Source organism: Niveibacterium terrae, assembly GCF_048213115.1.
Classification (GTDB): Bacteria; Pseudomonadota; Gammaproteobacteria; order Burkholderiales; family Rhodocyclaceae; genus Niveibacterium; species Niveibacterium terrae.
This window is the reverse complement of the sequence record NZ_CP172404.1, coordinates 3,892,687-3,914,441: the sequence shown is the minus strand read 5'-3', so window position 1 is coordinate 3,914,441 and position 21,755 is coordinate 3,892,687. Positions and strand designations below refer to the sequence as shown.

17 protein-coding genes are annotated in these 21,755 nt (G+C 49.9%); 16 read left to right on the top strand and 1 reads right to left on the bottom strand.

Annotated elements, in window-relative coordinates; genetic code table 11:
* The first annotated feature begins 3 nt into the window (after window positions 1-3).
* The 16 genes from rfaD (at window position 4) to ACHFB9_RS17850 (ending at window position 20,351) form a co-directional block, all read left to right on the top strand.
* Window positions 4-1,011 carry an ADP-glyceromanno-heptose 6-epimerase gene (gene rfaD, locus ACHFB9_RS17925; RefSeq protein WP_417068880.1) on the top strand — a complete coding sequence of 336 codons (1,008 nt, stop codon included), beginning with the start codon at window positions 4-6 and terminating at the stop codon, window positions 1,009-1,011.
* A 53-nt stretch (window positions 1,012-1,064) separates the two neighbouring features.
* On the top strand, window positions 1,065-3,443 hold the full coding sequence (locus ACHFB9_RS17920; protein ID WP_417068879.1) for an SLBB domain-containing protein: 2,379 nt from the start codon (window positions 1,065-1,067) through the stop codon (window positions 3,441-3,443).
* Window positions 3,444-3,456: 13 nt separating this feature from the next.
* Window positions 3,457-4,743, top strand: a complete 1,287-nt coding sequence (locus ACHFB9_RS17915) for a GumC family protein (RefSeq protein ID WP_417068878.1) — start codon at window positions 3,457-3,459, stop codon at window positions 4,741-4,743.
* Window positions 4,744-4,786: 43 nt separating this feature from the next.
* Entirely contained in the window at window positions 4,787-5,563 is a 777-nt protein-coding gene (gene rfbF / locus ACHFB9_RS17910) for a glucose-1-phosphate cytidylyltransferase (RefSeq protein WP_417068877.1), read from the top strand.
* Window positions 5,560-6,630, top strand: a complete 1,071-nt coding sequence (gene rfbG, locus ACHFB9_RS17905) for a CDP-glucose 4,6-dehydratase (RefSeq protein ID WP_417068876.1) — start codon at window positions 5,560-5,562, stop codon at window positions 6,628-6,630. The genes rfbF and rfbG overlap by 4 nt, the downstream gene beginning before the upstream one ends.
* Window positions 6,631-6,691: 61 nt before the next feature.
* Window positions 6,692-8,008, top strand: coding sequence for a lipopolysaccharide biosynthesis protein RfbH (gene rfbH / locus ACHFB9_RS17900; protein ID WP_417068875.1), 1,317 nt, complete (start codon window positions 6,692-6,694; stop codon window positions 8,006-8,008).
* An 8-nt stretch (window positions 8,009-8,016) separates the two neighbouring features.
* On the top strand, window positions 8,017-8,883 hold the full coding sequence (locus ACHFB9_RS17895; protein WP_417068874.1) for an NAD-dependent epimerase/dehydratase family protein: 867 nt from the start codon (window positions 8,017-8,019) through the stop codon (window positions 8,881-8,883).
* On the top strand, window positions 8,880-9,899 hold the full coding sequence (locus ACHFB9_RS17890) for a GDP-mannose 4,6-dehydratase (RefSeq protein ID WP_417068873.1): 1,020 nt from the start codon (window positions 8,880-8,882) through the stop codon (window positions 9,897-9,899). The genes ACHFB9_RS17895 and ACHFB9_RS17890 overlap by 4 nt, the downstream gene beginning before the upstream one ends.
* Before the next feature lie 18 nt (window positions 9,900-9,917).
* Window positions 9,918-11,207 carry a hypothetical protein gene (locus ACHFB9_RS17885; RefSeq protein WP_417068872.1) on the top strand — a complete coding sequence of 430 codons (1,290 nt, stop codon included), beginning with the start codon at window positions 9,918-9,920 and terminating at the stop codon, window positions 11,205-11,207.
* 32 nt (window positions 11,208-11,239) lie between these two features.
* Window positions 11,240-12,079, top strand: a complete 840-nt coding sequence (locus ACHFB9_RS17880) for a hypothetical protein (protein ID WP_417068871.1) — start codon at window positions 11,240-11,242, stop codon at window positions 12,077-12,079.
* On the top strand, window positions 12,076-13,047 hold the full coding sequence (locus ACHFB9_RS17875) for a glycosyltransferase family 2 protein (protein WP_417068870.1): 972 nt from the start codon (window positions 12,076-12,078) through the stop codon (window positions 13,045-13,047). The genes ACHFB9_RS17880 and ACHFB9_RS17875 overlap by 4 nt, the downstream gene beginning before the upstream one ends.
* The gene (locus ACHFB9_RS17870; protein WP_417068869.1) at window positions 13,040-14,305 is read left to right on the top strand and encodes an O-antigen ligase family protein; all 1,266 of its coding nucleotides are present in this window, start codon (window positions 13,040-13,042) and stop codon (window positions 14,303-14,305) included. The genes ACHFB9_RS17875 and ACHFB9_RS17870 overlap by 8 nt, the downstream gene beginning before the upstream one ends.
* Window positions 14,289-15,461 (top strand): glycosyltransferase family 9 protein, encoded by a 1,173-nt coding sequence (locus ACHFB9_RS17865; RefSeq protein ID WP_417068868.1) that lies wholly within the window; start codon window positions 14,289-14,291, stop codon window positions 15,459-15,461. The genes ACHFB9_RS17870 and ACHFB9_RS17865 overlap by 17 nt, the downstream gene beginning before the upstream one ends.
* Window positions 15,422-16,471, top strand: coding sequence for a glycosyltransferase family 4 protein (locus ACHFB9_RS17860; protein WP_417068867.1), 1,050 nt, complete (start codon window positions 15,422-15,424; stop codon window positions 16,469-16,471). The genes ACHFB9_RS17865 and ACHFB9_RS17860 overlap by 40 nt, the downstream gene beginning before the upstream one ends.
* A gap of 230 nt (window positions 16,472-16,701) precedes the next feature.
* On the top strand, window positions 16,702-17,820 hold the full coding sequence (locus tag ACHFB9_RS17855) for a glycosyltransferase family 9 protein (RefSeq protein ID WP_417068866.1): 1,119 nt from the start codon (window positions 16,702-16,704) through the stop codon (window positions 17,818-17,820).
* Between the two features lie 266 nt (window positions 17,821-18,086).
* Window positions 18,087-20,351: a sulfatase-like hydrolase/transferase gene (locus ACHFB9_RS17850; protein ID WP_417068865.1), complete on the top strand. Its 2,265-nt coding sequence runs from the start codon at window positions 18,087-18,089 to the stop codon at window positions 20,349-20,351.
* Between the two features lie 172 nt (window positions 20,352-20,523).
* On the opposite strand, the gene ACHFB9_RS17845 is transcribed toward ACHFB9_RS17850, so the two are convergent.
* Window positions 20,524-21,674 (bottom strand): IS3 family transposase gene (locus ACHFB9_RS17845; protein WP_417068864.1). Its coding sequence is split into 2 segments (ribosomal slippage): window positions 20,524-21,419 and window positions 21,419-21,674, totalling 1,152 coding nucleotides; the frame shifts between segments, so codons are not numbered across the junction.
* Window positions 21,675-21,755: the final 81 nt, after the last annotated feature.

Genomic DNA, 21,755 nt, shown 5'->3' with positions numbered 1-21,755 from the left:
AAAGTGAGAATCCTTGTGACGGGCGTTGCCGGTTTCATCGGCAGCAACATTGCGAAGACCTTGAGCGCCAGACCTGATGTCGAGATCTTCGGTGTCGACAACCTGACCAACGGCGACAAGTTTCGTAATCTGGTCGATCTGCGCCTGTCCGGCTATCTGGACAAGACACGTCTGCTGGACGAGCTGGAATCGGGAAGGCTGGGCCGTTTCGACGCGATCTTCCACGAAGGCGCTTGTTCGGCGACGACCGAACGCAATGGCCGCTACATGCTCGAGAACAATTACGAGTATTCCGTTCGCCTTCTCGATCACTGCGAGAAGCACGCAACGCGCTTTTTTTACGCATCCTCCGCTGCGGTTTATGGCGCGAGCTCCGTGTTCAAGGAAGACCCTGCCTACGAAAAGCCGCTCAATGTTTATGGCTATTCAAAGCTGCTTTTCGATCAGATCGTCCGTCAACGTTATGCCGGGTCTGATGGCGTGACGCTGTCGCCCAAGTTCCAGGTCGCGGGCTTCCGCTACTTCAATGTCTATGGCCAGCGCGAGGACCACAAGGGGCGCATGGCCTCAGTGGCGCTTCATCACATGCACCAGTTCAAGGAGAGCGGCAAGGTCAAACTCTTTGACGGCTGCGATGGTTATCCGGCGGGAGGGCAGATGAGGGACTTCGTCAGCGTCGATGACGTCGTTGCGGTGAATCTCCACTTCCTCGACAACCCCGGGATCTCCGGCATTTTCAATCTCGGTACCGGACGTGCCGAAGCTTTCAACGAGATCGCCCGATCGGTGGTCGGTGAGCTGAGGAAGCGCTCAGGTCTCCCCGAGTTGAGTCTGGAACAGGCTGTCGCCGAAGGGCTGATCGAGTACATTCCCTTCCCCGAGGATCTGATCGGTCGCTATCAGAGCTTCACGCAGGCCGATATCTCGGTTTTGCGCAAGGCGGGTTACACAGCTGCTTTCAAGTCGGTTGCCGAAGGCGTAGCCGACTATGTCCGTCATATCGATTCCTGATTTTGAGTTTTTGGTGGATCGGTGGATCCGCCTTTCCGTGAATGGACTGCTTGATGATGAAGATGCGTAAGCTGCTGGGCTTGGCCTGTTTGGGTTTGTGCGCGACGGCGGTGATGGCCCAGACCCTGCCGGACTTCAACGCGAACCCGGGTGACAGCTCGGCGAGCATGAGCGTGAGTTCGGCGAGCGTCTCGGCGCCGAACGTGATCCGTTCAACGAATTCCCGCTCGGCCTCAAATACGATGAAGCCGCAACAGGCGGCCGACCTGCCCTTGGCGCGCGAGAAGCGCATGCCCGAGGCGCCGACCGAGTTCCAGAAGTTCGTGCTGCAGAGCACCGGTGCCGCGCTGCCGATTTTCGGCCGCGATCTGTTCTCCGACGTGCCCTCGACCTTTGCGCCGCTTGAGAACGTGCCGGTCTCGTCCGACTATGTGGTCGGTCCCGGCGATGAGGTGATGATCCGTGCGTGGGGACAGCTTGAAGTCGATGTCCGCGCGGTTGTCGACCGCAACGGTGCGATCAGCATCCCCAAGGTCGGCGTTATCAACATCGCCGGCATCAGCTACCAGGATCTGCCCGCCTACATCAAGAACGCGATTGGTCATTACTACCGCAACTTCGAGATCACGGTCAGCCTTGGCCAACTGCGGACGATACAGATCTATGTCGTCGGTCAGGCCCAGAGGCCAGGCGCGTTTACGATCAGCTCGCAGAGTTCGTTGGTCAACGCGATCTTTGCGGCCGGCGGTCCTTCGCCGAAGGGGACGATGCGCCGCGTCCAGCTCAAGCGCCATGACAAGCTGGTCAGCGAATTCGACCTCTATGATCTGTTGCTGCGCGGCGACAAATCCCGCGACGTGAAGCTGCTGCCCGGCGACGTGATCTTCTTCCCGGCGGTTGGGCCCCAGGTTGCGATCAGCGGCAGCACAAATACCCGGGCCGTGTTCGAGCTGAGAGGCAAGGACTCGCTGCAGGATCTGATCAATTGGGCCGGCGGACTCGCGACGACGGCCCAGGGGCAGCAGGTGACGATAGACCGGATCGATGCGCGCAGCAGCCGCCATGCCGAGACCTTGCCGCTCGACCCCGCTGGGCTCGCGAGCGCGCTTCAGGATGGCGACGTCGTGACCGTCTTTGCGCTCTCTCCCCGCTTCGACAAGACCGTGACCTTGCGCGGCAATGTCGCCTATCCGAGGCGTCAGGCCTGGCGCGAAGGCTTGCGCGTCGCCGACCTGATCCCGAACAAGGAAGCGCTGACCGTGCCGAATTACTGGTCCAAGCGCAACGAGGTGAAGCCGCTGTCGAAAGAGGCGACCGATCCGGTCAAGGCTTTCCGGCTCGATGCCAAAGCGGAGGACGGGAAGGCCGCGCGGGCGGACCTGGCGGAAGCACCCGAGGATCCCGCCGAGCCCGTCGAAGGGGACGAAGTTGCTGCCGGAGGAAAGCTCAAGAACGCACTGAAGCGCCAGCAGGGCGAAGTCAACTGGGACTATGCGGTCGTCGAGCGCCTGCAGGAGGACCTGTCGACGACGCTGATCCCGTTCAACCTCGGCCGCGCGGTTCTGGACAAGGATCCTCAGCACAACCTGCCGCTGCAGCCCGGCGACGTGATCGTCGTGTTCTCGAAGGCCGACATCGCGGTTCCGGTCGCGAAGCAGACCAAGTATGTGCGTCTCGAAGGCGAGTTCAAGTCGGCCGGGATCTACCGGGTCCAGGATGGTGAGACCTTGCGCCAGCTGATCGCGCGCGTAGGGGGGCTCACCGACAACGCCTATCTGTTCGGCTCCGAGTTCACGCGCGAGTCGACGCGCAAGGCCCAGCAGAAGAGCATGGCCGAGGCGGTCAGCCGGCTCGAGAAGAACGTGCAGGACCAGAGCGTCAAGCTTCAGCAGTCGGCGCTGAGCGCCGAGGACGCGCTGGCGACCCGCCAGCAGATCCAGGCTCAGCAGGAATACCTGAAAAAGCTGCAGTCGGTCGCGCCGACCGGCCGCGTCGTGATGGCGCTGGAGCCGCGCGACGATCTGGACGTCACGAAGCTCCCCGATGTACCGCTCGAGGATGGAGACCGACTCTATGTGCCGAGCAAGCCTTCGACCGTCAACGTCTTCGGTTCCGTCTACAGCCCGGCGTCCTATCTGTTCGAGAAATCGAAGCGTGTCGAGGATTACCTCGCGATGGCGGGCGGCGTCAACGCCTCGGGCGATTCCGGCGAGGTTTTCGTGCTGCGCGCCGACGGTTCGGTTGTCAGCAAGAAACAGAGTGGCGTGCTGTTCAACCGCTTCGGCGGCAACCGCGCGATGCCGGGCGACACCGTCGTCGTTCCGGAGGATCTGGAACGCTCGACGACGATGAAGTCGTTGAAGGACTGGACCCAGATCCTCTACCAGTTCGGCATCGGCATCGCCGGCGTCAAGGCTTTGGGCGGCTTCTAAAAGCGACCCTGGTATGTCAGGGCAACTCGATATTGAAAAGGAATCCAGCCGACGCGCAATCGCCGGCTTTTCCGGTAAAGGCTCTTGTATGAGTGATGTGATTGAGAACCCTGATAGCGAAGACGATGAGATCAGCCTGCTCGATTTGCTGGTTGTATTGGCAAGTAACAAGAGGCTTCTGATTCTGACCCCTCTTTGCGTCGGGATCATCGCGGCAGTGTGTACACTTTTCATGCCCAACATCTACACCGCCAGCGTCAAACTAATGCCACCACAACAAAGCAGCGCCTCCTCCGCTTCCGCAATGCTGAGTCAGTTGGGGGGCGGTGCTCTGGGGGGGCTAGCTGGAGGTGCCTTGGGAATCAAAAATCCGGGGGATCTCTATGTTGGCCTATTCAAGAGTCGGACGGTGGCGGATCGGATGATCACGCGCTTCAATCTCAAGGAACGCTTTAAAGCAAAGGAGCGGGTTGGCGCGCGTGCGATACTTCAAGGGAGCACCGTAGTAACGTCAGGAAAGGACGGTTTCATTTCTCTTGACTTTTCGGACAAGGACCCGGAATTCGCTGCAAAGGTGGCAAATGCCTATGTTGAAGAGCTGGACAAACTCTTGCAAGGTCTAGCTGTGACAGAAGCAGGAAGACGCCGAATATATTTCGAAAAGCAGCTGAAACGAACAAAAGATGAACTTGCTGCAGCGGAATTTGATTTGCGCCAGACTCAAGAAAGGACAGGCCTGATTGATCCAGGGGCTCAAGGAAAAGCGATCATAGAATCGATCGCGACACTGCGCGCTCAGATCGCGTCAAGGGAGGTCACTCTTGGGGCAATGAGGTCTTTTGCAACCGATATTAATCCGGATGCAATTCGGATTCGCAGTGAAATTGGTGAGTTGAGGAATCAGCTGGTCAAGCTTGAAAAGCCTGGATCGGAAGAAGCTGGCAAGGCGGATGTTGCGATACCGAGCGGAAAGGTTCCCGAAGTTGGTCTTGAGTACGGACGAAAGCTTCGTGAGGTGAAGTACCACGAAGTTCTATTCGAGTTGATGGCCAAGCAGTATGAGATGGCTAGGGCCGATGAAGCAAGGGATGCTGGGACCTTGCAGGTTGTCGACCTAGCTGAAGTACCGGAAAGGAAGAGCAAACCTAAGCGATCTTTGATTGTGCTAGCTTTTTCAATGCTTGCTTTTGTATTTGCTCTTGTCTTCGTTTTTGTCAGAGAAGCAGGAAGAAGGGGATTGTCTGAGCCAAAAAATTCGCGTCGGATCAATGAGTTAAAGGGTGCGATCAAGCTCTGGTGAGCCTGGTGCCATACGACAAGTTGACTATCTATAGGGTCATAAAATGAAGGCTGTAATTCTGGCGGGCGGTTTGGGAACTCGAATTAGCGAGGAAACCAACGTCAAGCCCAAACCGATGGTTCAGATCGGCGGCAAGCCTATTCTCTGGCACATCATGAAGCTGTATTCCCATCATGGGATCAATGATTTCGTGATCTGTTGTGGCTACAAGGGGTATGTGATCAAGGAGTACTTCGCGAACTACTTCTTGCACATGTCCGACGTGACCTTCGACATGAGCCGGAACGAGATGGAAGTCCACCACCGTTACGCCGAACCCTGGCGTGTTACGTTGGTTGATACCGGCGAGGAGACGATGACCGGAGGGCGCTTGAAGCGGGTTGCCGATTATGTGGCGAATGATGAGGCTTTCTGCTTTACCTATGGCGATGGCGTATCGGATGTCGATATCGGAAAGTTGATCGCTTTCCACCGCGATCACGGCCTCCAGGCAACGCTGACCGCCACCTATCCCCCCGGCCGATTTGGTGCGCTCGATATCCAGGGAGATGGGAAAGTAGCTTCGTTTAAGGAGAAGCCCAAGGGCGATGGCGGCATGATCAACGGGGGCTTCTTCGTGCTCTCGCCCAAGGTCATCGATCTGATCGAAGGTGACAAGACGATCTGGGAACGCACGCCTCTCGAACGGCTGGCCGAGTCGGGTCAGCTCAAGGCCTACCAGCACGAAGGGTTTTGGCAACCGATGGACACGCTTCGCGACAAGCTTTTGCTGGAGGATCTCTGGCAGTCCGGCAAGGCGCCTTGGAAGGTCTGGGAATGAACAAGGGCTTCTGGCAAGGAAAACGGGTCTTCCTGACCGGGCACACCGGCTTCAAGGGGAGCTGGATTTCGCTGTGGCTGCAGCGGATGGGCGCCGAGCTGACCGGCTATGCGCTCGAGCCGAATACGACGCCCAGCCTCTTCGAAGAGGCCGGTGTCGCCCGAGGGATGAAATCGATCATCGGCGATGTCCGCGATGCCGAGGCGTTGTATCAGGCATTGGCTGAGTCGAAGCCCGAGATTGTGATCCATATGGCGGCTCAGCCCTTGGTTCGTTACTCGTACGCGCATCCGGTCGAGACCTATGCGACGAACGTGATGGGCACCGTCCACCTGTTCGAGGCGATTCGACGGACTCCGGGAATTCGTGCGGTCGTCAACGTGACCAGCGACAAGTGCTACGAGAACCGCGAATGGGTCTGGGGCTATCGCGAGGACGAAGCGATGGGGGGCTACGACCCCTATAGCAACAGCAAGGGCTGCTCGGAACTCGTGACGCGCGCCTTCCGCTCGTCCTTTTTCAACCCCGCCGAGTATTCGAAGCATGGCGTTGCTCTGGCCTCTGGCCGTGCGGGCAATGTGATCGGCGGAGGCGATTGGGCGCTGGATCGGCTGATCCCGGATATCGTCCGTGCGATCGAGGAGGGGCGTGAAGTGTTGATCCGTTCCCCGCACGCGATTCGGCCTTGGCAGCACGTTCTGGAGCCGCTTTCCGGTTATCTGAGCCTGGCTGAGAAGCTCTACCTGGAAGGGGCTGAGTACGCGGAAGGCTGGAACTTTGGCCCCCGCGATCATGACGCAGAGCCTGTTGCCTGGATCGTCGAGGAGCTGACGCGGATCTGGGGCGAAGGAGCGAGTTTCAGGATCGATCCCGCGGCGGCCGATCTGCACGAGGCGCACTACCTGAAGCTCGACTGCTCGAAAGCGCATATGAAACTCGGCTGGCAACCCCGCTGGAGCCTGGTTCAGGCGTTGAACAAGATCTGCGAATGGCACAAGGCGCAGATCAAGGGGGCGGATATGCGGGCCCTGACTTTGGCCCAGATTGCCGAATACGAAGCTAGCTGATCAATTTGTCGGGGACTGGGACACGCTCAGTTGCCCACTGAAATCAATACAGGAAATGAATATGAATAAGGCCCAAGAACTCCGCCAACAGATCGCCAAGCTTGTCGAGGAGTATGCCGCGATTCAATATGCTCCGCGCGAATTTGAGCCGGGAAAGAGCGTTGTTCCGCCTTCGGGAAAGGTGCTCGATGGCGAGGAGCTGAAGATGATGGTCGAGGCTTCTCTGGACGGCTGGCTGACGACGGGTCGCTTCAATGATGAGTTCGAACAGAGACTTGCGAAGTTCCTCGGCGTTCGCTATCTGATCACGACAAACTCGGGCTCTTCGGCGAACCTCCTCGCCTTCTCTGCGCTGACTTCGCCGAAGCTGGGCGAGCGCGCGATCCGCCCTGGTGACGAAGTGATTGGCGTCGCGGCGGGTTTCCCGACCACGGTCAACCCGATTCTGCAGTTCGGCGCAGTGCCGGTCTTTGTCGATGTCGAACTCGGCACCTACAACGTTGATGCCTCTAAGATCGAGGCGGCGATCGGCCCCAAGACCAAGGCGATCATGCTCGCGCATACGCTAGGCAACCCCTATAACCTAGGGGTCATCAAGGCGCTGTGTGATAAGCACAATCTGTGGCTGGTCGAGGATTGCTGCGACGCGCTGGGTTCGACCTACAATGGTCAGTTGGTCGGCACCTTCGGCGACATCGCGACGTTGAGCTTCTACCCGGCTCACCACATCACGATGGGCGAAGGCGGCGCGGTCTTTACGAACAACCATCAACTGAAGCAGATCGCCGAATCCTTCCGGGACTGGGGCCGCGACTGCTATTGCCAGCCGGGCAAGGACAATACCTGCATGAAGCGCTTTGCGTGGAAGCTGGGACGTCTGCCGGAGGGTTATGACCACAAGTACACCTATTCCCACCTCGGCTACAACCTGAAGATCACCGACATGCAGGCTGCCTGCGGTCTGGCACAGCTCGAGAAGGCAGAAGGCTTCATCGCGGCGCGCAAACGCAACTTTGCCTACCTGAAGGAAAAGCTGCAGTCTTGCGGCGAATTCCTGATTCTTCCTGAAGCGACCCCGAACAGCGATCCATCGTGGTTCGGCTTCCCGATCACGGTCAAGGAAGGCTCCGGCGTCTCGCGTGTCGAACTGCAGCAGTATCTGGATCAGAACAAGGTCGGAACCCGACTGCTCTTTGCAGGCAACTTGACCCGACAGCCCTATATGGAAGGGCGCAACTACCGGGTTAGTGGCGAACTGACCAACACCGACATCGTGATGAATCAGACCTTCTGGGTTGGCGTCTATCCGGGGCTTTCCACCGAGATGCTTGACTTTATCGTCGAGAAAATTGAAACATTCCTTGGCGTGAACTTCTAAACACAAGAATGAAAATTTTCTTGACGGGTGCAACAGGCTTTCTGGGGAGACACCTTCTCCCCGCCCTTCTTGCCGAAGGCCATGAAATCGTGGCCTTGAGAAGGGCTCAGTCCAGGCTTGACAAGTTTTCTGGTCTGGATAGGAAGATCAACTGGGTTAGCGTAGAGGACGGTTTCAAGGCTGCATTCGATTCCAATCCAGGAATTGATGTAGTTGTACATACGGCCGCAATCTACGGAAGGCATCACGAAGACTGCGCGGAAATGCTAGCGGTCAATACAGAGATGCCGCTTTCTCTTGTCGAAGCGGCAATCAAAAGCGGGGTTGGTTTTTTTATTAATACAGACTCTGCATTGCCGCGAGACATGACCCCTTACTCGATTTCGAAAGCGCAGTTTACTGATTGGGGAAGGTGGTTCGGCGAAAACGGAAAAATCTACTTTGCCGATGTCAAACTTGAGCATATGTTTGGTCCCGGTGATGACGAAAGTAAATTTACGTCATTTGTGATCAATGCATGCCGCGAAAATCGCGAAAGTCTTCCGCTGACGCTGGGTGAATCAAAGAGAGATTTCATCTATATCGATGACGTCGTCTCCGCGTACCTCTGCTTGCTTCAGTCGAAACGTGATGATCCCCCTGGGTATGAAGAGTTCCCTCTAGGCAGCGGTTTCGCTGGGTCGACGCGTAGCTTTGTCGAGTTAGTCCACAAATTGTCAGGAAGTTGTACGAGGCTTGAATTTGGAGCTGTGCCATATCGTACGAACGAAGTCATGCTTTCGGTGGCGGATACATCAAAATTGAATAGTCTCGGTTGGAAATGCGAGACGAGCCTTGAGATCGGGATTAGGAAAGTATTGGGAGAGCTTCAATGAAACTATTGATTACAGGTGGATGTGGATTTCTTGGCAGTAATCTTGCCTCTCACGCAATTGCTCAGGGATACGAACTGTGTGTTTTTGACAGCCTGTACAGGGAGGGATCTCGTTCGAATCTAGAGTGGCTGCGCGCTCAAGGGCGCTTTAAATTCGTCTATGGTGATATTCGTAATCAGAATGATGTCGAGAGAGTGATTTCAGAATTCAAGCCTGATATGGTTTTTCATCTCGCCGGACAGGTCGCGATGACAACATCGATTGCCAATCCTAGGATGGATTTTGAGGTAAATGCGCTAGGAACACTGAATGTTCTTGAAGCAATTCGTCGTTTTTCCCCAAATGCTGGCGTGATTTACTCATCAACCAATAAAGTCTATGGAGATCTGGAACAGTACAAATACCAAGAAACAGAAACTCGCTATGTTTGCATTGACAAGCCGAACGGGTTTGATGAGGAGACGCCGTTGGACTTCCATTCTCCTTACGGCTGTTCCAAAGGTGCCGCCGATCAGTATCTGCGCGATTACCACCGGATTTATGGGTTGAAGACAGTCGTGTTCCGTCATTCTTCAATGTACGGTGGTAGGCAATTCGCAACTTATGATCAAGGGTGGATCGGTTGGTTTTGCCAAAAAGCTGTTGAGGCTAAGCGAGGTGAAAGTGCGCCGTTTACTATTTCTGGTAACGGCAAGCAAGTGCGTGATGTTCTTCACGCAGAGGATATGGTTTCCTTGTATTTTAGCGCAGCCGGACGTATTGATGTAGCTGCGGGAGAAGCATTTAATATTGGTGGTGGAATTGACAATAGTCTGTCTCTTCTTGAGCTGTTTGAGCTGCTGGAAGATGCTGTTGGTGTGAAATTGTCTTATGAAAAACTTCCAAAACGTGAAAGCGATCAGAGGATATTTGTTGCCCAAGTCAGGAAAGCTTATGAAGTTCTAAATTGGTCGCCTAAAGTGAATGCCGCTAGCGGCGTTCGCAAGATGGTCGAGTGGGTCAAATCGGTATACTAATCCGTGCGTAGTTTCAGATTGAAGCATCAACACTTAACGACGCTTGCTGCATGGTGTGCCAGAATTCTTTCTGCAGCAATACAATTTTTTGTTCTGAAAGAATGGGCAAGAATATTAGATCTTGATCACTTGGCGGCAATAAGTATTTTCTTTTCAATGCAGGGCTGGTTGTTCCTAAGTGACTGCCAACTGGGCGCTGGCGTCCAGAACATCATTGCTGAAAGGAAAGCTCAGGGCAAGAGATATTCCTGTGCCATTATCGCTGCGTGCAGGATGAATGTGCGATGTTTTTTTGCATTTTCACTATTGTGGACATTCTGCTTTTACGCAGTTGGTGCAGTGGTGTTTAGAAATTTGAATGTCGATATGACAGGGGTATTTCTCCTGTCGTTTTACATTTCCGGTCTATTTTTGATAGCCAGTGGGAATGCCCAAGTTTATTATAAGATTCTAATGGGCGAGGGCTCAGGCTACCTGTCGTATGTCTTGCAAGTGCTTGTTCAAGCCGTAGGCTATTGCTTACTTCTGGCTGTTCCGAATAGTCATGGAAGTGGTGTTTCATTACTCCTCACTTCACTTTCTGCATTTTTCCCGCCCGCCGCCATTCCGGCCATTTTTCTTATTAGGCGCTATGGAAAAGAGAACAAATTTGACGTGGAAGAGTTGGCTGTTTCAGTCAGAGAAATTTCAAACCGTGCTAAACGGTTCTTCCCCTATTCTCTCCTAGCTGCTGTTGTCCTATATACCGACATAATGACGGTGTCTGCTATATCAAGCTCAGCGACTGCCGCAGGAAATGTAACTCTCTATTTTACGTTAAGTAAAATTTTTGCCATCTTGTTCTTTGTCTTCAATGCATCGCTTACTGCAACCGCGCCTGTTATTTCTGGACTATATGTGAAGAATGAATTTTCACAAATAAAGAAAAGCGCATATGGTTTAGTTGCATTCGGGTGCTTGGTGATAAGCTTTGGAAGCGTTGTGCTTTATTTTTTTCTTGATGATGTCCTGGCTTATCTATCCGGAGCAGGAAGGGTTCGAGTGAGTATTCGAACGTTCATTCTCTTTGTTGCTTATCAGTACATTGGTGTTTGGCAAGGAACATGGGCGATGTTGCTTAATGCAATGAGTGAGGTTAGAAGTTTAACAATGCTTACCCCGTTTCAGGCTGTACTCAATGTGGCGCTAATGTTGCTCTTGGGGCGGCTATATGAGGTAAATGGGATAGTTATGGCCTTGATTGCCTCGAGTTTGATGACGACCTGTTGGTTTTTGCCAATGTCTGTAAACAAATTATTAAATAAGTGATCGGGGCCAAGTTGACCGGAAACTTGAAACTAATGAATGACGCCAGAAGCGGAACGTTGCTTGAGCTAGTCATTCCAACAAAGAACGAACTGGATAGAATACGAGTAATTCATTCTTATTACAAAGAATGTTGTGACATAGTAGTGTTAGATGACTGTCCATCTATTGAATTTGAGATGTTTTGTAGAGAAAGCGGAGTTACGCTTTTTTTACGTGCGTTTTCGTCTGATAACCCAGAAATATTTCTTCCTGAGTACCTTTCAGAATATTCGGCATCAAAAAAAGTTTTTTGGTTTTATGCGGACGAGTTTGTGGCTATTGACGATTTGCTTTATGCCGACAATGCCTTATCTACACATCAGATAGTCCGCGCTAGAAGGATTGACTACTTGTATGCTGATGAGTGGTCGAACTCACAGGGGGGGCTTGATGTGCGGGGGGTCATTCCTGAAGGACTTAATTATGACTCAACTAGGCTTCATGGATCATTTAGTATTGCTGATGGTGCACGCGTAGCTGAGAGTGTTGTTAATGTCTACCACCTCCACCCAATAGTTATCCCTGTATATCTTGGAACTCCTGGCCGCTATGCGCAGAAAGAGTTCGAACTGTTGGCGTATCTGAGTAGCCCAAAGATCTTATGGAAACGGTTTATAAAGCCGATTGCTGGCGCAATCGTCAGATATGTCTTTCGTGAAAAGAGAAGAAGTATGACTGGATTGGTCTATATGCTTTCAGTTAGGCTGATCTATTTGTTAGCAGGAATCCTTGTGGCGACGCAAAGAACGCACCAAATTAAGAAATGGGATGTTCTCTTTGCTGAGATGGCTTCAAGAAATAGCATTTACCAAAATATTGGGAAAAAGGTATGACGCCGCTGCTCTCGATCTGTATTCCAACATATAATCGTGCGCCTTTCATAAGTGAACTTTTACTGAGTATTGAGAATAACTTCCTCGACAATGTTGAAGTGGTTGTTTCTGATAATGCGTCGGACGATGAAACTCCATCAATTGTTGAATCATTCATTGATAGGGGTATGCCGATAAAGTACTTTAGAAATGACACGAATATTGGTGCGGATAGGAATTTCGATAGCTGTGTCAGAAAGGCCTCAGGCCGATTTTGTTGGTTCATTGGTAGCGATGATGTCATGGTTGATGGATCGCTAGGCATAATTCTGAAGAAGATCTCTGAGAATCAAGATGTGGATGTATTTCTTGTCAACAAAAGCGACTACGATATAAGCCTAAAAAGGGAAAAGAAAGTTAGAAGAGCTCTTGATGGCTGCGATGAAAAGTTTGACTTGAACTCAGATCAGTCTCGACTCGGTGCGCTTGCTTCCGGTCTTGGATATATAGGAGCTATTTGCATTAGGAAAGAAAGCTGGATCTCTGTCGATGCGTCCAAGTACATTGGGACGGCATATATCCATGTTTACATTTTGCAAACGCTCATCAAATTGGGGAGAAAATTCATGTATGTGAGCGACTCGCTCCTCAAGTGGCGATTTGATAATGATTCTTTCCTGAGTGAGTCGAAGGCACTTGGACGGCTAGATATTGAAATTAACTATATAAGAATTACGCGTGATGTGTTTGGAGACGGAGCAATTCTAGATAGAGTTGGTCGGTTTATTATGAACAGCAATATACTGTGGCAAATTGTTTCCTCTAAGCTAAAGGGCGCATTTTCCTTTTCGATGTTTGCTCTTGTCTTTAGGGAGTTGTTCTGGATAAAAGGGTCTTATAGAATTTTTGCTGTCTGCCTTACTCCTGGCTTTATGTTCAGGATTGCACGAGATATGAAGCATTGCGTTGTTCAATACAGCAATGAATAGAATATTTGTCGCGATATTCTTTCTATTCATTGTTCTTGGAAATGTGCCTAGGCTTTTGCCGTTGCCTGGAATCCCGAGTCAGGTAAATGCACTAGAGGCTGTTCTGTATGTCTGCTCTTTGTTTCTATTTTTGAGATATTTTAGAATAGTTTTATTTCGCAATTATCTGGCGATAACACTACTTCTTTTGGTAACTACTTCGTTTGCGTATGGCTGTATTATCTCAGGGTGGGATAGCGGCTCTTTTTTGTACGCGATAAGATTGGTTTTGCAGGTACTTACTGGAGTGGTATGTGGCTATTGCCTGTTCTGTAGCTACAGCTTGTCTGCAGAAAAATTGATAAGTGATGTTGTATATGCGTATGCACTCCTGGCTGTAATTTCACTTGGGATTTTGATGATAATTCCCGATTCCACAATGCTTTGGGCGTTTCTTGGGGATGGTGGGATTGAGTTCGAAGGAGATCCTCACGTTGGACGTCTTGTCTCAACCTATTTTGATCCAAATTTTTACGGTTCGATCGTAGTAATGCCGCTTACTTTAGGGCTTGTGCATGAGAGGCTCAATGGAGCATCTTCAAAATTCAGGATGGCATTAGGGGTTATATTTGTTTCGCTAATTCTTACCTATTCACGAAGCGGATTGTCTGCATTCCTTTTGGTTTGCGCTTCATTTGTTCTTGTCCCTGGGATTAGAACAAAGTTTTTGTCCCTTAGAACTCTTGTTGGCCTATTGGTTTTGATTTTTGCACTATTGCTTGTTGGTGGGTGGCTTGCTTCGCTAATAGATATATCTATAACTGATAGAATTTATGAGAAATTTTTTGGTGTAACAGACGACCCCTCCGCATTAGGCCGCCTCGAGTCACTAAGTACAGGGTTTGCGCTAATTTCACAACATCCATGGTTTGGCATTGGCTATAACTACGGGTTGCAAGAATCTATTCAAGTTCGTGGCGCTGGGCTAGACTCTAGCTTGCAGGTACTCTTGCTTAACTTTGGCATACTAGGAGCGTTTTTGGCGGGTTTGTCTATATTGATTTCCATGGTTCTTATGATTTCTAGAATTAGGAATAGAAGTTCCTTCTCAACGCGAGCACTGTTCTTCACTGCAATGAGCAATATCTTTGTTGCTGTGCTCTGGTCAGGTAATTTTAACCAAATTCTATTTTATCAATTTTGGATAATTCCTTCGCTCGCCGTATTCTTCTATTTCTACTTTGTATCGTGGAGGGGGCTGAGTGATAAATCCGTATGAAAGACGGAATATTCTGCGGGTGCTGTATTTGTGCATCACTGATTTTATTTGCAATCTATTTGTGCGCCATAGAGAAGATAGCCCCCCAAAGAAAATTGACCGAATACTAGTTGTTAATCCATTTCATCAGGGTGATGTTGTTCTTACTACCTCAATTATAAGAATATTGAAATCTGAGTTTCCTGAGGTTGCCATTGGGGTTATGGTTGGCTCCTGGAGCGCTAGGATGCTAAGCGGTCACAATGGGGTAGAACGAATTCATGTTATTGACCATTACCAGATAAGTAGGGCGCCCATTGGATTGTTTGCTAAAGTCATAAAGTACTATAGGGACAGGAAAAGGGTATTAAAAGAGTTGGGTAAGTCCTGCTACGATTTGGCTTTTATTGTGAACGGGCATGAGCCAAGTTTTATCCCTTTTTGCAAAAGAGCTGGAATTAGGTATCTTGTCGGCTCAACTGGTGCTGGGTTTGGTCCTCTTTTGAACTACAGGATTAGCAAGCGTCGCGTTGGGCAACACGAATCTCAGTTCCAGAGATCCTTGCTTGAATGCATTATTCAAAAAGAGAAATTGAATGCATCCGCCCTCGTGCCTTGGTTGCCTGACCCCACTGAGAAAAGTCTAGCTAGGGTTGGCGAACAGGTGAAAATGCAAGGCGGCCGTGATTATGTAATTCTTCAGCCTGGCACCGGAAACCCAGCTAAGGAATGGCCAATATCACATTGGGTAAATTTTGCGTCAATGCTGATTGACGATGGTGAAAGAATTGTACTGTGTGGAACAGGCGAGCGAGAAAATGAACTTTGTCGCGAGATCGAGTCTTCATGCCCTTCAGTAAATTTGGCTTCAAAGTTAACGTGGGATGACTACACCGCCTTGGTACATGGCGCAAAAGGACTTGTTGGGCTGGATTCTGTCGCTGTGCATGTGGCAAGTGCATATTCAGTTCCGGCGCTTGCGATTATGAGCGGTGTTGGAGATCGAACGAGATGGCACCCGATTGGTCCTTTATCAAGTTATGTTGGAATTGATATGCCTTGCTCTCCCTGCCATTCTAGGCCTTGCGCGTCGCGTGATTGCATTAGTAAGGTTTCTCCAGAGCATGTCTATGCGGCATGGAAGAATCTTCCGAAAAGGTGCACTTTAAAATGTTGAATAGGCCTTTCTTTGATGATAGGTGGATCGGTACGCATGGGATTGGGCGATTCGCAAAAGAAGCTATTTCTGTAAGCGGATTTGTAAAGGCAAAATTGCCAGGCCATTCAAGTTCTCCATTTGATCCATTATTGCTTACCCTTTGGTGCGCGCTTCATGGTAAATCGTTTCTTTTCTCCCCAGGCTACAATGCGCCACTTTTCTTTCATTCCAGGTTTTGCTTTGTTGTTCATGACTTGAATCACATCAGCTACCCTGGCTATGCATCACTACTGAAGAGAATTTACTACCGGTTAGTAATACGCAGAGCTTGTCGCAGGTGCCGGGCCGTTCTTACTGTTTCTGAGTACACAAAGAACTTATTGGTCGAGTGGGCAGAAGTCTCTCCTAATAAGATTCATGTTGTTGGAAATGGTGTGGCTGATGATTTTGAGCCAGATGGAGTTAAGTATTCGCATATAAGGCCCTACTTCTTGTGTGTAAGTAATAGACAAAAGCACAAGAATGAAATTGGGCTGTTAAGGGCATTTAGGGCATACCTTAATGATCAAGTGGGGCCAGATGCTGATTTGATATTCACCGGTAAAGTTAGCGCCGACTTAGAGAAAGAGATATCTTCTTTAGGTATAGCTGATCGCGTGCACTTTTTAGGAAAGTTCAGTGATGGAGAATTGGCATCATTGTACCGGGGAGCTATTTGTCTCGTATTTCCTTCATATTTTGAAGGTTTTGGTCTGCCTGTATTGGAGGCAATGGCTTGTGGTACCCCTGTTGTCGCTTCGAATCGAACGTCTATACCTGAAATTGCAGGAGAAGCAGCAATGCTTGTGAACCCTGATTCCATCGGCGAAATGCAAATGGGGATGACCCGAGTTGCTATAGACGCAGTATTCAGAGCTAACCTGATTGAATGTGGAATCAAGCGCGCCAAATACTTTTCCTGGGATCTGGTCAGAGAGAAAATTGTATGCGCTCTTAATGATGCCTATGCATTGAATGGTAAGTCTTAGAGGCTTTTTAGTATCCAGTAAATATTCTCTGACTCTAATTCGCGACACAACATGCTTATGTTCGTGCTGGATAATAATTTTAGTTATTGTCTATTAGGTTTGTCATTCTCCTAGGTTTGTTGCCGTATATTCCGTTGCTTTGTGTGGCACAAAATTGAAAACAATAATTAGGGCGGTCTTCCTTGCATTTCATGACTAAATCCAAAAAAGTTGGCAGAAGCAGACCTTGGATGCGGATTGTCGATCAGTTCCTTGGCCCTTGTGTTGTGTTGCTTTTAAGGATGTGCTCAATTTTTCGCGTCAGGGGAAACAGGAAGTATGCCGTTGACCGCGTTTGTTTGATGAAAACGTCGGCAATTGGAGACACTGTTCTAGTTTTGTCTGCGGTTGAGGCTCTTAGAAAAAAGTATCCAAATATTAGAGTTGATTTGGTCTGTGGTGCATCAAATTATGAATTTGCTAGATTGTCTGGGGCATTCGACAATCTGATAAGGATTTCTGCGACAAATCCACTTTCATCAATTCTAAAATTGCGGAAGCTGAGATATGACATTGTTGTGGACTTCGCTTCCTGGGCGCGCCTGGATGCGATCTATAGTTTCTTTATAACGGCGGATATTAGATTAGGGTTTTGGTCCCGCTGTCAATTCCGTCATTACGCTTATGACAAATGCGCAAGACATAGCGATTTACTCCATGAAATTGATAACTATGCGGCATTGTGCAAGATCGTTGGAATTGATGAATTGTTGCCGCCTGTGCTTACCTGGGGAGGCGGTGGAGAATCAATTGGGTTTCCCTCTCGCTATGTCGTTTTCCATCTCTGGTCTGGTGGGTCAAGAAGTAAGCAAAAGTCTTGGCCTCTAGAAAACTGGATTGATCTAATCCGGTCCACATATTCTGAGTTTGGAATTGATGTGGTCCTGACAGGCGGTCCCGCAGATAAGTTCAGAACCTATCAGTTAGTCGCAGAAATTGGAAATGATATTGGTTCGCATGTATTTAACGCCGCAGGAATTAGTTTGTCTGAAACGCTTGATGTTTTGTCTAGGGCTCAATGCGTCGTATCTGTCGATACGGGAGTTATGCATATCGCAGCAGCTCTCGGTGTGAAGGTATTGTCTTTGCATGGCCCTACGCATTCTGATCGTTGGGGTGGAGTGTCTAATAGGGTTGTTGCTTTGAATGTTTTTGAGAGTATTCAGCAGGCGCCGATAAGCCTTGGTTACGAAAGATGCGACGACAATATAATGAGTTTACTAAGCACTGTATCAGTCAAAGAAAAGTTATTTGAAATGTTGAAGTCCGAAAGTTCACATATAGAGCAATATCAGGTCTCTCAAAGTTAAGTCTGTTAGACCAAAGAAAAGAATTTGAGGCTGTCTTAAGAATATATGAACAAATTGTTTGGTCTGTAGGATAGGCTTTCTGACTCAGTTAGAGCTAAGTTATCGAGTAAGTGACTTAATTGGTGCTCCTTTGTGCGATGCAGTCTATGAAATTATTTCAGATGGTTTTGGCACGAAAAGTTTGAGCGGGTAGCTATTTATTGTGTTAGGAAAAGTTGAAGATTTGATCATCTTTTTGATTATGTATAGACATAAACGAAAACTAGATGCCCCTAATTTACAAATTGTTTGAGACAGTCCTAGTAAACATTGATGCAATAGTCGCTGCTTCGATGTTGTTCACAATAGCAGTCGTCACGTTCAAAAATAGAACTGCATTATCTGTATTTTTTGTGGTATTGGCCGTATTTTCTCTTCTGTTTCTTAGAGGGATTGTTGATTGGGTTTGTGGGCTAGGAGGAGACTCGTATATTGAGTCATTTAGCTTCGATATAAGAGAAGCCAAATTCTGGGCCTCATCATTCATTTCGATCATGGGGCTGATTGGGCTCAATCCAAAGATCATCGCGGTGACGCTGACGTGTACGCTTGCATTGACTTGCTCATCTCTTGTCATTGTTCTTAAGTATAAAAAAGCTATTTATGCCTGTGCGTGCATTCTTGTTGCTGCTTTTTCTTATGTTGGAATGACGACAGCAGAAGGCTTTGTTGGTGCTCGAAAACAGGTCAAAGAGATCAGTGCGATGTTTCAAAGACAATCGCCATTGAAAACAGCCAAGGAAAAAGTGGACTTGTTTGTCTATATAGGCGAGAGCACTAGCACGATGAATATGCATCTTTACGGATATCCGCTTGGAACTACGCCAAGGTTAGATGCGCTATACCGGACGGAAAAGAATTTTTTTAAGTTTACCGATGTTCATTCAACTCACACACATACGTCTGAATCACTTCTTGACGCCTTTTCTATAATCCCTGATTCACAAAATCCTAGTAGACGAATCGGGATTGGAAATCTGTTGAGATCGGCGGGGTTGCGTGCTGAGATTTATTCGGCACAATCGATCCATGGTTCGTTTGCTTCATTTTCGAAGTATGTATTTGATGGAATGGATCGTCAGAACGATGACAAAAATCGCCTAATGGGAAATTTTGCTCAAGAGACAATAAAAGATCATGAGGTGCTTGCTAGAGCCCTAGCTTCAAAGGGGATTGTATTCTTTCATTCTCGTGCGGGGCATGGAGACTATTTAGATAATATTCAGATTGAACTGTCCTCCCCAATAAGGCTTCCTTCGATTGGGTTTCATGGGATTTTTGGTGAAAAGTATTCGGAAAAGTTGCAGGGGTCATTGCGTAGCGATGTCGAAAGCTATGATCGAGCGATAACATATATAGACGAAAACGTTAGTCGTGCAATGGAGAGTGTTAAGTCCAAAAAAACGCCGGCTGCATTTATTTACTTTTCGGATCACGGTGAATCTCCATATACAAAGAGGGGGCATGAGTCATCGCTGTTCATCGATGAAATGTCAACTGTTCCATTTGTTGTTTACTTTAATGATGCGTATGCTTCCAGGTATGGACGAACTGTGCATGATTTTTCGAATTCGGCTAATAAGCCGTTTATACGGACGCTGAAACAGCTTACGCCAACAATATTAGACATTCTTCAGGTTGAATCCAGTACGGCTATTACTCCCCCATCGATTGGAAGTGTTAGACCAGATCCTAATCCAGTTATTTTGAAGAGGAAAACAGCAAAAGGGATAAGCTCTATACGGCTCGACTATAGAGGGAACGCCGATCTCGGTGGTACCGGATCTACTCTAGGAACTGCCGAGCCGACCTTCATTTATGCAATTAGACATAGTGTTGGCGAGGATAATACGATTTGCTATCATAGGGCCGACTCGTATGCAAAGGCGCTACGTGCAGCAAATGCCAATTTGTGTCTGGAAGTCGATATGGTTGTTAGCGGCGCGGGGAGCCTTGATATTTATCACCCACCTGCAGCACCTACGGGATTGTCTTTGGAGCACATTTTTTCTATTGCCGAGAGCGGGAGAAGGAGCATTTGGCTGGATAGCAAGAACATTAACCACAAAGAACAGTGCGCAACTCTTTCTGAATATTTGAAGGTTAACAGAAGTAGAGTTGGCAAGCTATTGGTTGAGTTCCCTGCGGAGACGATTGAAAGCGTTGCTGAAATTGCAGATTGCGCAACAAAGATAAGATCATATGGCGCAAAGACATCCTATTATGTGCCTACTGACTTGGCAATTTCTTGCAGCCATGACAATTCTAGGTGCCATGAACTTGAGCAGATTATCTCGAGGGCAGTAGAGTCTGGCGCGTTCTCGGATCTTAGCTTTGATTTTAATGGTTACTCGTCGATTTCAAGTATCAAAGTCGCTCGGAAGTTGAAATGGAATACATGGGGCGTTTCTGTTGATTCGTTCAGTAGAATTCCGCGTGGGCGCTTTGATTTCATAATTATCGGCACGTCAAACGACCCTAATACTTACTGAACAATAGATCGCTCTATCTGCATCTGAGAGGTGGCGTCGGGAAACTGGACAGCAGCTTAAGTGAGCGCTTGCCCCCAGATGGCGCCGGCATGTGCGCATGCTCAGAGGTGGTCCCGGTTGTTCGGACAGAAAATTCGTGCCGCTAAGTGGACGCCTGCGTGGTGTTGAAATTCTACGCGGCGATCCTGGCCTGGGTCGAAGTCTCCTCAGGGTTTGATGCGAAGTAGCACTGATCGGGCGTCTTCTGCCCCAGGCTGCTGTGCGGGCGTGCGGCATTGTAGAACGCGAGATAGCGTGCGATCCCCGCGCGCGCCTGGCTGACCGACTCGTAGGCGTGCAGATAGACTTCCTCGTACTTGATCGAACGCCAGAGGCGCTCCACGAAGACGTTGTCACGCCAGCATCCGCGCCCGTCCATGCTTTGCCGAATGCCGTGCTGCTTGAGATGCTCGATGAACGGGCGACTCGTGAATTGGCAGCCCTGATCGGTGTTGAAAATCTCCGGCGTACCGTAGCGAGCGATCGCCTCCGAGATTGCCTCGATGCAGAAGTCCGTGCCCAGCGTGTTCGACACGCGCCAGCTCAGAACCCGCCGCGTGGCCCAGTCGAGAATGGCGAACAGGTACACAAAACCACGACGCATCGGGATATACGTGATATCCGCGGCCAAGACCTGATTGGGACGGGTGATCTTCATGCCGCGCAGCAGATAAGGGAAAACGCCCGCTTTGCCGTCGCGCCGCGAGGTGTTGGGTCTGCGGTAAATCGCTTCAATGCCCATGCGACGCATGAGCGTGCGCACATGCCGGCGCCCCACACGAGTGCCTTCCTGAACGAGCAGATCCCGCAGCATGCGGCTGCCCGCGAAGGGATGCTCCAGGTGCAGCTCATCGATGCGCCGCATCAGGGCCAAGTCCTCAGAGCTAACGGGGCCGCTCTGGTAGTACGCGGTCGAACGCACCAGACGGAGAATCTGGCACTGCGTCGTCACGGACAGCTTGTGGTCGCGGTCGATCATCGCTTTGCGCTCAGCAAGCCCGCTTTGGTGAGCGCCCCTTCTAAAAAATCGTTCTCCAGCGTCAGTCGCCCGATCTTCGCGTGCAGCGCGGTCAGATCTTCCTGGGGGGCGGCTGGCGTACCGCCAGCACTGCCGAAGACATCGCTGGCGCGTTCGAGCAGTTGCTTCTTCCAGTCCGTAATCTGGTTCGGGTGAACATCGAACTGCTGGGCCAGTTCGGCCAACGTCTTCTCCTCGCGCAGCGCGGCTAACGCGACGCGGGCCTTGAACTCAGGCGAATGATTCCTTCTCTGTCTGCGGGTCATCTTCTTGCTCCTCTCGTGCGCCCATTCTGGCGCCATCATGGGGCAAGCGACCACTTAACCGGCTGTCCAGTTTTCCGGGAC